Annotated in this window: 11 protein-coding genes; 1 reads left to right on the top strand and 10 read right to left on the bottom strand. The window is 58.8% G+C overall.

Translation table 11 applies throughout. The annotated features are described in order from the left end of the window. Positions 1-104: 104 nt before the first annotated feature. The 6 genes from murG to mraY all read right to left on the bottom strand — a co-directional run bounded on the left by murG (position 105) and on the right by mraY (position 6,051). Positions 105-1,175, bottom strand: a complete 1,071-nt coding sequence (murG, locus tag HMPREF2796_RS02615; RefSeq protein ID WP_070630753.1) for an undecaprenyldiphospho-muramoylpentapeptide beta-N-acetylglucosaminyltransferase — start codon at positions 1,173-1,175, stop codon at positions 105-107. A gap of 10 nt (positions 1,176-1,185) precedes the next feature. Continuing rightward, the gene (gene ftsW / locus HMPREF2796_RS02610; RefSeq protein ID WP_070630751.1) at positions 1,186-2,340 is read right to left on the bottom strand and encodes a putative lipid II flippase FtsW; all 1,155 of its coding nucleotides are present in this window, start codon (positions 2,338-2,340) and stop codon (positions 1,186-1,188) included. A 110-nt stretch (positions 2,341-2,450) separates the two neighbouring features. Continuing rightward, a complete protein-coding gene (locus tag HMPREF2796_RS02605; RefSeq protein WP_246826818.1) occupies positions 2,451-3,095 on the bottom strand; it encodes a hypothetical protein in 645 nt (214 codons plus the stop codon). A 16-nt stretch (positions 3,096-3,111) separates the two neighbouring features. Further along, positions 3,112-4,455: a UDP-N-acetylmuramoyl-L-alanine--D-glutamate ligase gene (murD, locus tag HMPREF2796_RS02600; protein ID WP_070630749.1), complete on the bottom strand. Its 1,344-nt coding sequence runs from the start codon at positions 4,453-4,455 to the stop codon at positions 3,112-3,114. A 101-nt stretch (positions 4,456-4,556) separates the two neighbouring features. Beyond that, a complete protein-coding gene (locus HMPREF2796_RS02595; RefSeq protein ID WP_083308624.1) occupies positions 4,557-4,859 on the bottom strand; it encodes a hypothetical protein in 303 nt (100 codons plus the stop codon). Positions 4,860-4,968: 109 nt separating this feature from the next. Further along, positions 4,969-6,051 (bottom strand): phospho-N-acetylmuramoyl-pentapeptide-transferase, encoded by a 1,083-nt coding sequence (gene mraY / locus HMPREF2796_RS02590; RefSeq protein WP_023887042.1) that lies wholly within the window; start codon positions 6,049-6,051, stop codon positions 4,969-4,971. Positions 6,052-6,334: 283 nt separating this feature from the next. Here mraY and HMPREF2796_RS02585 point away from each other — a divergent pair, with 283 nt between their 5' ends. Then, a complete protein-coding gene (locus HMPREF2796_RS02585; protein ID WP_070630748.1) occupies positions 6,335-7,102 on the top strand; it encodes an alpha/beta fold hydrolase in 768 nt (255 codons plus the stop codon). 93 nt (positions 7,103-7,195) lie between these two features. Here HMPREF2796_RS02585 and HMPREF2796_RS02580 read toward each other — a convergent pair whose 3' ends face one another. The 4 genes from HMPREF2796_RS02580 to HMPREF2796_RS02565 form a co-directional block, all read right to left on the bottom strand. Beyond that, positions 7,196-8,224, bottom strand: a complete 1,029-nt coding sequence (locus tag HMPREF2796_RS02580; RefSeq protein WP_070630746.1) for an MBL fold metallo-hydrolase — start codon at positions 8,222-8,224, stop codon at positions 7,196-7,198. Then, complete coding sequence (murF, locus tag HMPREF2796_RS02575; RefSeq protein ID WP_070630743.1) at positions 8,214-9,596, bottom strand: UDP-N-acetylmuramoyl-tripeptide--D-alanyl-D-alanine ligase; 1,383 nt, start codon at positions 9,594-9,596, stop codon at positions 8,214-8,216. Before murF ends, HMPREF2796_RS02580 begins: the two co-directional genes overlap by 11 nt. A 113-nt stretch (positions 9,597-9,709) precedes the next feature. After that, positions 9,710-11,191: a UDP-N-acetylmuramoyl-L-alanyl-D-glutamate--2,6-diaminopimelate ligase gene (locus HMPREF2796_RS02570; RefSeq protein ID WP_070630741.1), complete on the bottom strand. Its 1,482-nt coding sequence runs from the start codon at positions 11,189-11,191 to the stop codon at positions 9,710-9,712. Positions 11,192-11,211: 20 nt separating this feature from the next. Further along, a complete protein-coding gene (locus HMPREF2796_RS02565) occupies positions 11,212-12,948 on the bottom strand; it encodes a peptidoglycan D,D-transpeptidase FtsI family protein (protein WP_070630739.1) in 1,737 nt (578 codons plus the stop codon). Between the last annotated feature and the right edge of the window lie 30 nt (positions 12,949-12,978).

The following is a 12,978-nucleotide window of genomic DNA, read 5'->3' as shown; positions in this document are numbered from 1 at the left end:
AACAGCGCATTCACTTGTTCGGTTTAGCGATCGAATATTGAGTTTCCTTTATCGTTTGAGGCTACCTGAAACTTCAAAACCGCTTTTCAGGTAGCCTCAACCAATCACCCGCCCACTGCCGCCAGCGCCGCTTCCGCCACCTTGGCCGCACTATCCGGCTTGGCCATTCGGCGGGCATTTTGTGCCCATTGTCGGCAAGTGTCGCGATTGAGGCCGCCCAACACCGAAGCCAGTCTCTCAGCAGTCAATTCGCTCTGCGGCAACAGCAGCCCGGCCTCACCGGCAGCCACGAAGCGGGCGTTGGCGGTTTGGTGGTCGTCCACCGCATAGGGGTAGGGCACGAGCAATGCGCCCACGCCGGCCGCCGCCAGCTCGGCAATGGTGAGCGCGCCGGAGCGGCACACCACCAAATCTGCCGCACCGTAGGCCGCTGCCATATCATCAATAAATTCGCTGCATTCAGCCTGCACACCGGATTCAGCATAACGCTGGCGCAAGCCTTCCAGCTTGCCGCGCCCGCTTTGGTGCCGCACTTGGGGGCGTTGCTCGGCAGGCAGCAAGGCCATTGCTTCGGGCAGCAGGCGGTTGAGAATATCCGCGCCCAAGCTGCCGCCGGTAACCAACAGCTTCAGGCTACCTGAACGCTCAGCAAACCGCTCTTGCGGCGCGGGCAATGCGGCAATATCGGCGCGCACGGGGTTGCCCACCAGCCCGTTTTCATCGCTAAACGCCTTGGGGAAGGCATACAGCACCCGGCTGGCCAGCTTGGCCAAAATCCGGTTGGAAAGCCCGGCCACGGCGTTTTGCTCGTGAATCACCAGCGGCACGCCGCACAGCTTGGCTGCCACGCCACCGGGCACGGTAACGAAGCCGCCGAAGCCGATGGCGCCGTCCACCTGATGCTTACGGATGATGCTTCGCGCCGCACGGATGGTGTGCCACAGCGTGAACGGCAGCATCAGCTTGCGTTTGAGGCCGTTGCCGCGCACGCCTTTAATGGCCAGGGTTTCAATTTCGATGCCGTGTTGCGGCACAATACGCGTTTCCATCGCGCCCTCGCTGCCCAGCCACACCACTTTGTGCCCGCGTTCGCGCAGCGCGGCAGCCACCGCCAGCGCGGGGAAAATATGCCCGCCGGTACCGCCGGCCATCAGCAAAAAGGTTTTCACGCCCATATTCGGCTCCTTACACTGCAAAACCACGCATTTTGCGCCGGTTTTCATAATCCACCCGCAGCAGCAGCGCCACGGCTATCAGCATGGCCACCAGCGCCGAGCCGCCGAAGGAAACCAGCGGCAGGGTCAGCCCCTTGGTGGGCAACAGACCGATGTTCACACCGATATTGAAAAAACTCTGAATACCCAGCCAGATGCCCACACCGCTGGCCACAAACGCGCCGAAAAACTGCTCCAAATCGCGCGCCATTTTACCGATGGAAAACGAACGCCACACCAGCCACAAATAGCAGGCAGTGAGCAGCATCATGCCGAGAAAGCCAAATTCCTCGCCAATCACGGCGGTGATGAAATCGGTATGCGCCTCGGGCAGGTAGAAGCGTTTTTCCAAGCCTGCGCCCAAGCCCACGCCCGTCCAGCCGCCGCGCCCGATGGCCATCAGCGCATGGGTGAGCTGGTAACCGCTGCCCAGCGGATCGGCCCACGGATCGAGGAAGGCGGTCACACGCGCCATGCGGTAGGGCGAAATCAGCACCAGCGTCACCATGCCGCTCAGGCCGGCCAATACCACCACGATAAACCAGCGAAACGGCAGCCCCACCAAAAACAACAAGCCCACGCTGATCACCGACACCACCACAAACGAGCCGAAATCCGGCTGCAGCATAATCAGCCCCAGCCCGCAGCCCACCGGCAACGCCACCCAGCACACTTTCTTCAAATGCTGCAACACTTCGGCGCGGCGCATGAAAAAGCCGGAGAGATAAAGAATCACCGCCAGCTTGAAAAATTCGCTCGGCTGCAAATTGGCCACGCCCAAAGGAATCCAACGCCGCGCACCGTTCACATCGCGCCCCACCAGCAACACTGCAATCAGCATCAACAGACTGATCACCAGCAACACCATCGAATACTTCTGCCAAGTACGCATCGGCACCCGGAATGCCACCAAAGCTGCCCCGCCACCCACGCCAATATAGGCCGCTTGGCGGATAAGGAACGCCCATTTATTGCCGCCGCCCTGCCCGGCAAAGGCCACCGAGGCGGAATACACCATCACCAGGCTGAAGCCCAGCATCAGCACCACCAGCCACAGCAGCGATTGATCGATGGTGTGGCCGTGGCGCAGGATTTTGCGGTCGAGGAGTTTGGATTCAGTAATCATTCGGGTACTTCAAGTTACTTCAAAAATCAATGGAACAAGATTTCAGGTAGCCTTTTTGGCTTCAACAGAGGCTACCTGAAAATTCTGCTTTATTTCAAACTTGCGGCAAACTAACCGCAAGGATACTGCTTAGGGTTAGCAATCGCCTCCGCCAACAAAGCCGCCTGCTTGGCGGTTTCTGCATCTGCGGAAGCGGCCAAACCCGCTATCAGGTCGCGGTTTGCCGCAAACAATTCTAAAACAGACACGTGTAAATAATGCCTATCTAATGTTTTGGTTATTTTAAGAAACTCGTCGTCCATCCTGCCATCGAAGGCGGGATCAAACAGCTTGGCTTTAAATATGCCGTATTTCAGCGCCTTGCCCTTGGTTTCTTTAAACGCCTGGGCCTGCGGAGATTGGGCGCTATAGTTGGCCGCTTCAAATAGCGTACTCATTCCCTTGAGCAACCAGGCCTTATTCGGCTTCTCTTCCGCCAGCAACGCCAGGCAAACCTTCAGCCCCCAGGGCGACAATTTCACCAGCCAAGCCTGCGATTCCAAGCTGTCAATCAGCCGCTCGTAATCTTTTTCCACCGCAGAGCCGGCCAATATATTCAAAATGTTCTGCTGCACCCCTTTGGCGTGAGTTTCATAGGGCGTGCCAAACCGGCGCCACGGAAAGTTTTCCAAAAAAGTGTGCAATACCATTTGTGCTTTCCCCTTTCGGTTTGCCTGCCGCTGCAGCATTTTCAGGTAGCCTGTCTGTTTCGACAAAGGCTACCTGAAAACATTACAAAGCCTCAAACGCCTCAATGAACACTTGCGAGCGGTGCGCATAGCCTTTAAACATATCGAAGCTGGCGCAGGCGGGGCTGAGCAGCACGATGTCGCCGGGCTCGGCCAGGCGGTAGGCGGTTTGCACCGCTTCCTGCAGGCTGGCGCAATCCATCATCTCCACGCCGCAGCCGGCCAGGTCGCGGCGGATTTGCAGTGCGTCTTCGCCAATAAGCAGCACGGCACGGGCTTTGCCGGGCAGCACGTTTTTCAGCGGGGTAAAGTCTTGCCCTTTGCCCTGCCCGCCGGCAATCAGAAACAGCGGGCTTTGCAGGCCGGCGATGGCGGCTTCGGTGGCGCCCACATTGGTGCCTTTGCTGTCGTCGATAAACACCACACCGTTCTTCTCGCCGATTTTTTCCACGCGGTGCGGCAGGCCTTTGAAGGTGCGCACATGGCGCAGCAGTTCGGCACGCGGCAGGCCGACGGCTTCGCACAAAGCCAGCGCGGCCAGTACGTTGACGGCGTTGTGCAGGCCTTGCAGCGGAATATCGGCGGCGGCAATCAGCGTTTCCGCGCCGTGTTTCAGGTAGCCCGATGCGGCGTCAAACCAATAATCGGTTGCCTGCTGCAGTGAAAAGCGGCGCACTTCGCGGCCGCTGCGTTTCATGGCGCGGCACAACGCATCGTCGGCATTGATCACCTGCACGCCGTTGCCGCGGAAGATTTTGTCTTTGGCGTGGGCGTAGTCGAGCAGGTCGTCGTAGCGGTTGAGGTGGTCTTCGGAAATATTGAGCACGGCGGCGGCGGCGGCGTTCAAATGGTCGGTGTTTTCCAGCTGGAAGCTGGAAAGTTCGAGCACCCACACATCGGCGCTCTGCTCCTGCCGGTCTTCATAGGCTTCGAGCACCGGCGTGCCGATATTGCCGGCCACCACGGTATCCAGCCCGCATTCGCGGCACAAATGGCCCACCAGGCTGGTTACGGTGGTTTTACCGTTGCTGCCGGTGATGGCGATGATTTTGTCGCGCTTGCCGAAAAGCTCGTGTGCCAAGATTTCCACATCGCCCAACACACGGCCGCCGGCCTGTTTGAAAGCTTCGATTTCGGGCGTGCGCTCGCTGATGCCGGGGCTGAGTGCCAGAATGCCGAAACCTTCTGCCAATGCGTTTTTCAGGTAGCCTGTATGGCAGGCCAGGCCGGGGAAACGCTGTTGCAGCTCGGCTTGTTTGGCTGCCGGAAAATCAGCATCATAAGCGGCTACCGCCGCGCCTTTGCGGCGCAGGAAATCCAGCATGGAAATGCCGCTGCCGCCCATCCCGGCCACGAGGATTTTTTGGTTTTGCCATTCGCTTTTCATTCTATTCTCCATGCCGCCCGGTTTACCGGCGGGCAGCTGCTTTCTCAGTTTTTCGCTTCGCTCATTTTGACTGCGTTGAGACTTATGCTTTCAGGTAGCCTTTACTGCACGGCTGTATTAGCCAGTAGTTTCATCAACAGCAGCCACGGCAGCATAATCCCGCCGATGCACACCATCAGCCACAAAATCAAACTGTCTGCCATCTGCCGCAGCAGGGCGAAATAGCCCCATGAATATAGGCCCCAAATCACGGCAGAAATAGCTGCCGCAATCAGGGGGTCGCCAAACAGGCCGAATAAAAAAGTTACAACGGCAAAAGCCAGCGCCCATTGCCAGGCATAGGAATCCTCAGCGAAATCCTGCATTTTGGCAAAAGCCAGCAAAATTAGCATGTGTAGCAGCATAACCTAGGTTCTTTAAATTGGGTTGCAATGGGTTTTGGCTTCACGAAAGCCTGCAGTGTCCGCTTTCAGGTAGCCCCTCTTGAGCCGGATAAGGCTACCTGAAAACCGTTTAACGGATTTTCAGCGTGCTCAAGCCCACCAGCACCAGCACGATGGTGATGATCCAAAAGCGCACCACCACCTGCGTTTCCTTCCAGCCCTTCTGCTCGAAATGGTGGTGGATCGGCGCCATCAGGAAGATGCGTTTTTTGGTTCTCTTATACCAGCCCACCTGCAGCATCACCGACAAAGCTTCCACCACAAACAGCCCGCCCATAATCACCAGCACAAATTCCTGGCGCACGATTACTGCCACCGTGCCCAGCGCCGCGCCCAGCGCCAACGCGCCCACGTCGCCCATAAACACCTGTGCCGGTGCCGCATTGAACCATAAAAAGCCCAAACACGCGCCGCACATGGCCGCGCAGAACACCATCACCTCGTTCGCCCCCGGCACGAAAGGCAGCTGCAGATAGCGTGCAAACTGCCAGTGCCCGGTGGCATAGGCAAACACCGCCATCCCGCCGGCCACCAGTACCACCGGGAAAGCCGCCAGGCCGTCCAAGCCGTCGGTCAGGTTTACCGCGTTGGACGTGCCGACAATGGTGAAATACGACAGCACCACAAAGCCCACCACGCCCAAAGGCAACGCCACTTGTTTGAAAAACGGCACGATTAAAATATTGTTCGCCGAATTGCTCGCCACATAAAACAGCAGCAAGCCCGCCGCCAGCGCCACGCTGCTCTGCCACACCATCTTAAACTTGGCCGACACGCCGTGCGGGTCTTTATACACCACCTTGCGCCAGTCGTCGTAGAAGCCCAGCGCGCCCGTGCCCAGCAGCACGCCGAGCAGAATCCAGATATACGGGTGCGACACATTGCCCCACAACAGCGTGGACACCGTAATCGACACCAGAATCAGCACCCCGCCCATGGTGGGCGTGCCAGCCTTGGCCAGATGGGTTTTCGGCCCGTCGCTGCGGATGGCCTGGCCGGCTTTAAGCTCGGTGAGCTTGCGGATGGTCCACGGCCCCAGCATCAGGCTGAACGCCAGTGCCGTAAGCGCCGCCATCACTGCGCGGAAAGTGGTGTATTGGAAAATGTTCAGCGCCGAAATCCAGTTGCTGAGTTTGGCCAACCATAAAAGCATAAAACTTCCTTAAATCATTTCTCGTAAGTTCAATTTAAACCGGTACTGCATTGTCTCGCCGTACTGTATTACTTTGCATTATCTGCGGCTCGCCGCCTTGTCCTGATTTAAATTGAATTCGCTTAATTAACCTAGGCAGCCGGAAATAGAAAAGGCTACCTGAAACATCATTATCTGTATTGCACCACTGTAAAATGGGCAAATGTGGCATTATAAACTAAGCCGCTACCAAAGAGAGGTTACCTGAAAACCGAAATTCCCACTGCCATGCGAGGCACAAACTATGCAAACCATGCACTCCCACAGCGCACGCTGCCGCATCCGATTTATGGATCTACCAGCCCATGCGGGCAGAAACAGCACCCCTTGCTTATTTATCCACGGCCTAGGCTGCGCTGCCAGCTACGAGTACCCCCGAGTCGCTGCCAGCCCGGCCTTGGCAGGCCGCCGCACTATCCTGCTTGACTTGGCAGGTCACGGCTACAGCGAACGCCCACAGGATTTCTCCTATTCCACCAGCGCGCAAGCCGCAATCGTATCCGAACTGGCCAACCATCTTAACTTGCCGCACTTCTATCTCTATGGGCACAGCATGGGTGGCAGCATCGCTATTGAAGCCGCCGAACAGCTCGGCAGCCGTGTGCGCGGACTCATGGTAAGCGAATGCAACCTGATTGCTGGCGGCGGCATATTCAGCCGCAACATTACCGCACAGAATGAAGCGTATTTCATCCACAATGGCTATGCCGAATTGCTAAATAACGAACTCTCGCCGTGGGCGGGCAGCCTACAAAGTGCTGCCCCGTGGGCATTGTGGCGTAGTGCACATCATTTAGTGAACGGTATATCGCCCGATTGGCTGTACCGCCTCTCCTCCCTGCCCCAACACAAAATTTATTTAGTTGGCGATCGTTCCCTGCCCAACACAGACTACGACCTTATCCTTCAATACGGTATTCCCTGCGCCGTGATTGCCGATGCCGGGCACTCGATGTCTTGGGAAAATCCGGAAGGCTTGGCTACCGCTTTGGCAGAATTTATGTGCGCTTGAGCTTGGGTTACCAACATGGCTGTTTGTGTTTCAGCCCACTTTGAACCAGTAAGGCTACCTGAAAGTAAACGAAGCCGAATTTGTCCAAACCGCTCAAACCTCTTCCCACCACAATTCAGTTTCCGTATCCACATCAAACACCTGCCCGATTAGCGGCGTGAGCACCGGCAGGCCGCGCTCGATGGCCAGCGGGATGCTGCGGCGCACGGGTTCGTCCCAATCGTGCATGGCCAGGCTGAAGGCGCCCCAGTGAATCGGCATCATGCGGCGCGCGCCCACGTCGATGGCGGCCTGCACGGTTTGCCCGGGGAACATGTGGTTGTCTGGCCAGCGGCGGTCGTATTGGCCGTTTTCCATAAAGGCCAGGTCGAAGCCGCCGAAGTGCCGGCCGATGTCGGCGAAGTGGCTGCCGTAGGACGAATCGCCGCTGAAATAAAGCCGCTGCCCGCCGCCTTCGATAGCCCAGCCCGCCCACAGCATGCGGTTGTGGTCGGCCAGGTTGCGCGAGCTGTCGTGGCGGGCGGGAGTGGCGGTAAATGTTACGCCGCCAACGGTATGGCTCTGATACCAATCCGCCGCCGAAATGTTTTCCGCCTTCACACCCCAGCGGTGCAGCAGCACTTCCATGCCCAGCGGCACGAGAAAATGCACCCCGCTGTCTGCCACGCTGCGCACGAAGGATTCCTCCAAATGATCGTAGTGGTTGTGGCTGTAGAGGATGATGTCGAGCGGCGGCAGTTCGTGCGGCGCGGCGGGCGGCGGCTGGAAGCGGCGGAACATTTTATTGTGCGGCGCCGCGCTCATGCCGAACACGGGATCGGTGATGATATTCAACCCGGCCACGCGCATCAGCAGGGTGGAATGGCCGAACCAAACAAACCGTGCCTTTTGTTCGTCTTCAGGTAACCCTTCCTGCCGCATGAAGGCAGCAAAATCAGGCTTCTCAAACGGCAGCGGCTGCGCGGGAAAGCGGCCTTGCCGGCTGAGCATTTTGAACGCTCCGCCAAAATCCAGCGGCTGCAATCGGCGTTTGGGCTCCGGGTTGAAAAAGCGGCGGCGGATCGGGTCGTAATGGTTGCTGGCCGGATAGAGCGGATAACCGCCGTGCGGCCTACGCTTCATGACCCTGCAAGGCGGCCACCACCTCTTCCATCTGCATAAAACGCGAACCTTTCACCAACACCGAAGCCTGCTCCGGCAATTCGTGCACCAGCACCTGCTGCAACGGGTCTTTGGCGGCAAACCACAGCCCGGCCGCGCCGAAGGCTTCGGCGGCTTCCACGCTGAAATCGCCCACGAAATAGGCAACCTCGATGCCCTTATCCCGCGCATAGCGGCCGATTTCGGCATGCAGGGCGGAAGCCTCGCCGTCACCCAATTCGCCCATATCGCCCATCACGAAAATACGCGGCGCCGGCAGCCCGGCCAGCACATCCAGCGCGGCCTTCATGCTGTCTGGGTTGGCATTGTAGGTGTCGTCGATAATCGTGCTGCCGCGCAGGCCGGCTTTGCGTTGCAAACGGCCTTTGATGTTGGCAAACCCGGCCAGCGCGGCGGCGCTTTCAGGTAGCCCCACGCCCGCCTGCAAAGCCAGCGCGGCCGCGGCCACGGCATTGGCCACGTTGTGTTTACCCGGCACCGGCAGCTCTACCGCCGCGCGTTGGTCTTGCCACACCAAATCGAAGCGGCAGCCCAGGGGCAGCAGCTGAACGTTTTCGGCATGCACTTCGCCCTTGTCCACGCCGAATTCGATTTGGCGCAAATTCAGGGCGCGGCAGGCGGCGTGGAACACTTCGGCGTATTCGTCTTCCGCCGGAATCAGCGCCGTGCCGCTTTCAGGTAGCCCGCGGTAGATTTCGCTTTTGGCACGAGCAATATCGCCCACGCCGTCGAAACCGCAGCCGATATGCGCGCGCAGGGCATTGTTGACCAGCGCGGCATCGGGTCGGGCGATGCGGGTGAGCGCATCAAGCTCGCCGAAATGGTTCATGCCCATTTCGATAACGGCGTAGCGCTGCTGCGGCCGCAGGACAAGCAGGGTGAGCGGCAGGCCGATGTGGTTGTTGAAATTGCCGGCGGTGGCCAACACAGCCGCTTCGCCGAATTGGCGGCGCAGGATGGCGGCCAGCATTTCCTTCACCGTGGTTTTGCCGGAAGAACCGGTAATGCCGAGCACCAGCGGGTTTACCGCTTCGCGCCAGGCCGCAGCCAGGGTTTGCAGCGCCGCCAAAGTGTCGGTCACCGGCAGGCTACCTGAAAGCGCAGCGCAATCTTGGCGCGATACCAGCGCCAAAGCGCCCTGCTCCAACACGGCAGGCACAAAATCGTGGGCGTCGTGTTTATCGCCCACCAAGGCAACAAACAAATCAGTACCGCGCTCGTCGGCAGCAGCGGCTTGGCGGCTGTCGGTGATGACGCGGCGGATGGGGAGATTGTGCTGCGGCGCAGGCAGGTTCAGGGCGCGGCAGACAAGAGCTAAATCGAGTGTGGGCATGGGCATTCCATTGAAAATATTACGGGGCGGCAGGCTAGCTGAAAAGGTATTAACGCTTTCAGGTAGCCTGTAGCAAGCTCAAAAGGCTACCTGAAAATCCGATGCGCCTGTTTTCAGGTAGCCTCATCCAGCGCGGCTTCGGCGATTTCAAAATCGGAGAAATGGTGCTTCTCACCCTGCACGTCTTGATAGGTTTCATGGCCTTTGCCGGCAATCAGCACGATATCCTGCGGCGCGGCGCGGCGGATGGCGGTTTGGATGGCGACGCGGCGGTCGGCCTCCACCAGTTCGGGCTGCGGCACGGCAGGCAGGATGTCGGCGATGATGTCTTGCGGCTCTTCCATGCGCGGGTTGTCGCTGGTGATCACCACTTTATCCGCGCCCTGTGCGGCGGCGCTGCCCATCAGCGGGCGTTTGCCGCGGTCGCGGTTACCGCCGCAGCCGAACACGCACCACAGGTTCGCGCCCTGCGGTTTGATTTCGCGCAGGGTGGCCAGCGCTTTTTCCAGCGCATCGGGCGTGTGGGCATAGTCCACCACCACCAGCGGGCGGCCTGCGCGGCTGATGCAGTCCATGCGGCCGGTAGCGGGGCGGATTTGCGCGAGCACGCGCAATACGTCAGGCAGCGCATAGCCTTCGGCGCACAACAGGCCGACGCAGGCAGCAAGGTTTTGTGCATTGAACCGCCCCAAAAGACGACTGTGGATTTCGCCGCTGCCCCAAGGCGTATCGAAGGCTACCTGCATGCCTTGAGCGGAAGCGGCAAAGCGGGTGATGCGGATATCGGCTTGTTCATTGAAGCCGTAGCCGTATACGTTCAGGCTTGGGCGGTCGGCATGCAGCCCGGCGGCCAGCTCGTGGCCGAATTCGTCGTCCGTATTGATGATGGCGTGTTGAAGGCTCTGCCAATAGAACAGTTTGGCCTTGCTCGCGCCATAGGCAGCCATGCTGCCGTGGTAATCGAGGTGGTCGCGGGTAAGGTTGGTGAAGATGGCGGAGGAGAAGGGCGTGCCGACCACGCGGTTTTGGTCGAGGCCGTGGCTGGACACTTCCATCGCCACGGCTTTTGCGCCCTGCTGCTTGAATTGATGCAGCAAGGTTTGCACGCGCACGGGGTTGGGCGTGGTGTGGGTGGTTTCTTCGAGCCGCCCCCAAAAGCCGTTGCCCACCGTGCCGATGATGGCGCAGGGCGTGCCGAGCAAATCGGCGGCTTGGGCAAGCCATTGCGAAATCGAGGTTTTGCCGTTGGTGCCGGTTACCCCCCAGCAGGAGAGGCTACCTGAAAAATTGCCGTAGAGCTTGGCTGCCAACAGGCCGGCGTTTTGCTTCAGGTGCGGCACGCCGAGATTGGCGATTTGCCACTCCGGCTGCCAAGCGAAACCGTCACCGCTATCCCAAAACACCATCGCCGCGCCATTGGCAATCGCGGCGGGAATATAGTTGCGGCCGTCGGCATATTCGCCCTGGCAGGCCACGAATACGTCGCCCGGCTGCACCAGGCGGCTGTCCATACGCAAAATGCACCCCGCCGCCACATCGGGCGGCAGGGTGCAGTTGTCGGGCAAGTCAAACTGTTTGTCCTTCAAGCAATACATGGTCGGCTCCAAGCACCGATTTATTTGGCAGCAACTTGCTGCACAGGTTTGGTGGGCGTTACGCCCAGAATATTCAGCGAACCGGCCATGATGTCTTTAAACACTGGCCCGGCCACCAGGCCGCCGTAATAGCCGTTTTGGGTGGGCTCGTCGATGTTCACCGCCACAATCACGCGCGGATGCTCGGCTGGAGCGAAACCGATGAAGGTAGCCATGTGTTTGTTGTCGGCATAGCGACCGCCCACCAGCTTGCGTGCGGTACCGGTTTTCGCACCCACGTTGAAACCGGGCACAGCGCCCTGAGTGCCAGTACCGCCGGGCTCGGTAACGGATACCATCATGCGGCGGATGGCGCGTGCGGTTTCAGGCTTAATCACCTGCTCGCCCTGCGGCGCGGTGCTCTGGCGCAGGAAGCTTACCGGCAAAAGTTTGCCGTCGCTGGTGAAGATGGTGTAGCTGTGCGCCAGCTGGAGCAGGCTCATCTGCAAGCCGTAGCCGAACGACATGGTAGCCTGCTCGATAGGCCGCCAGTTGCGCCAGTCGCGCACCAAGCCAGGCGATTCGCCGGGGAAACCGGAGTGCATGCGGCGGCCGAAACCGACTGATTTATAAAAATCGTGCATCTCTTCTGGCTTAAACATAGCCGAAAGCTTGCTCACGCCCACGTTAGAAGATTTCTGCATGATGCCACGCAGGGTGAGCGAAGGGTAGTTGTGCGTATCGCGCACGGTAGCCGGGCCAATATTATAAGTATTGGTGTTGAACACCATATTCTCGTTCACTTTACCCGAATCCAAGGCTTTGGCAATCGGGAAAGGTTTCATGGCCGAGCCGGGCTCGATCATATCGGTCACCGCACGGTTGCGGCGCAGGGAGATTTCGGCACCGCCTGGCTGGTTCGGATCGAAATCCGGCAGGTTTACCAAAGCAAGGATTTCGCCGGTTTGCGCATCCAACACCACTGCGGTGCCGGCTTTGGCCTGATGATAAGCAATAGCCTGGGCCAATTTATCGTGCGCCAGCGATTGAATACGCTGATCCAGTGAGAGCACCATATTGCGCCCATCCACTGCATCGCGGTTGCGCGGCGAATCCAATTGATCTACATAATTGCCTTTATTGTCGCGCAGCACCACGCGCGCGCCGTCTTGGCCGCGCAGGTCGTCTTCACGCGAGAGCTCCAAACCTTCTTGGCCCTTGCCGTCGATATTGGTGAAGCCGATAACGTGGGAGAACAAATTGCCCATCGGATATTGCCGTTTGGGCTCAGTTTGGAAGGCCAAACCCTCAATTTTCAAAGCCCGCACTTTGGCAGCGGTTTCCGCGCTCATCTGCCGTTTCAAAAACACGAAATCGCTATTGGTGCGCGCCAGGCGGTCGGCGATGGTTTCCACCGGCACTTCGATGATTTCGGAAAGCTGTTCCAGCTGCTCTTGGCTGGGCATTTTTTCCATGGCCGAAGGGATGGCATACAGCGAATCGGTGGGTGCGCTCAGGGCCAGCACTGCGCCGTTGCGGTCGGTAATCGTGCCGCGGTTGGCCTGCTGCACCAAAGTGCGCACAAAACGCTTGTTACCCTCGGTTTGCAGGCGGTCTTGCTCCACCGTATGCAAATGTACGCTCCAGCCCGCCGCTGCGGCGAAAGCCAAAGCAAAAACCAGCAAAACAAAGGCAATCCGGCCATTGGTGCTTACCGGTTTCTTCTGTTTAACTGGTTTCTGCCGCATCTGCGGCTTGTAATCGCTTTTAATCAGCATGGTATTTACTCTCTACGCTGCCGCCCACAC

The organism is Eikenella sp. HMSC071B05 (assembly GCF_001811325.1).
Taxonomy (GTDB): domain Bacteria; phylum Pseudomonadota; class Gammaproteobacteria; order Burkholderiales; family Neisseriaceae; genus Eikenella; species Eikenella corrodens.
Note: the sequence above shows the minus strand (reverse complement) of the source record. Positions and strands in the feature narration are given on the sequence as shown.

Coding starts and splice junctions, on each gene's coding strand:
- HMPREF2796_RS02580 (WP_070630746.1), bottom strand. CDS start 8,224: ATGAAGCGTAGGCCGCACGGCGGTTATCCGCTCTATCCGGCCAGCAAC.
- HMPREF2796_RS02570 (WP_070630741.1), bottom strand. CDS start 11,191: ATGTATTGCTTGAAGGACAAACAGTTTGACTTGCCCGACAACTGCACC.
- HMPREF2796_RS02585 (WP_070630748.1), top strand. CDS start 6,335: ATGCAAACCATGCACTCCCACAGCGCACGCTGCCGCATCCGATTTATG.
- murG (WP_070630753.1), bottom strand. CDS start 1,175: ATGGGCGTGAAAACCTTTTTGCTGATGGCCGGCGGTACCGGCGGGCAT.
- mraY (WP_023887042.1), bottom strand. CDS start 6,051: ATGCTTTTATGGTTGGCCAAACTCAGCAACTGGATTTCGGCGCTGAAC.
- ftsW (WP_070630751.1), bottom strand. CDS start 2,340: ATGATTACTGAATCCAAACTCCTCGACCGCAAAATCCTGCGCCACGGC.
- HMPREF2796_RS02565 (WP_070630739.1), bottom strand. CDS start 12,948: ATGCTGATTAAAAGCGATTACAAGCCGCAGATGCGGCAGAAACCAGTT.
- murF (WP_070630743.1), bottom strand. CDS start 9,596: ATGCCCACACTCGATTTAGCTCTTGTCTGCCGCGCCCTGAACCTGCCT.
- murD (WP_070630749.1), bottom strand. CDS start 4,455: ATGAAAAGCGAATGGCAAAACCAAAAAATCCTCGTGGCCGGGATGGGC.
- HMPREF2796_RS02595 (WP_083308624.1), bottom strand. CDS start 4,859: ATGCTGCTACACATGCTAATTTTGCTGGCTTTTGCCAAAATGCAGGAT.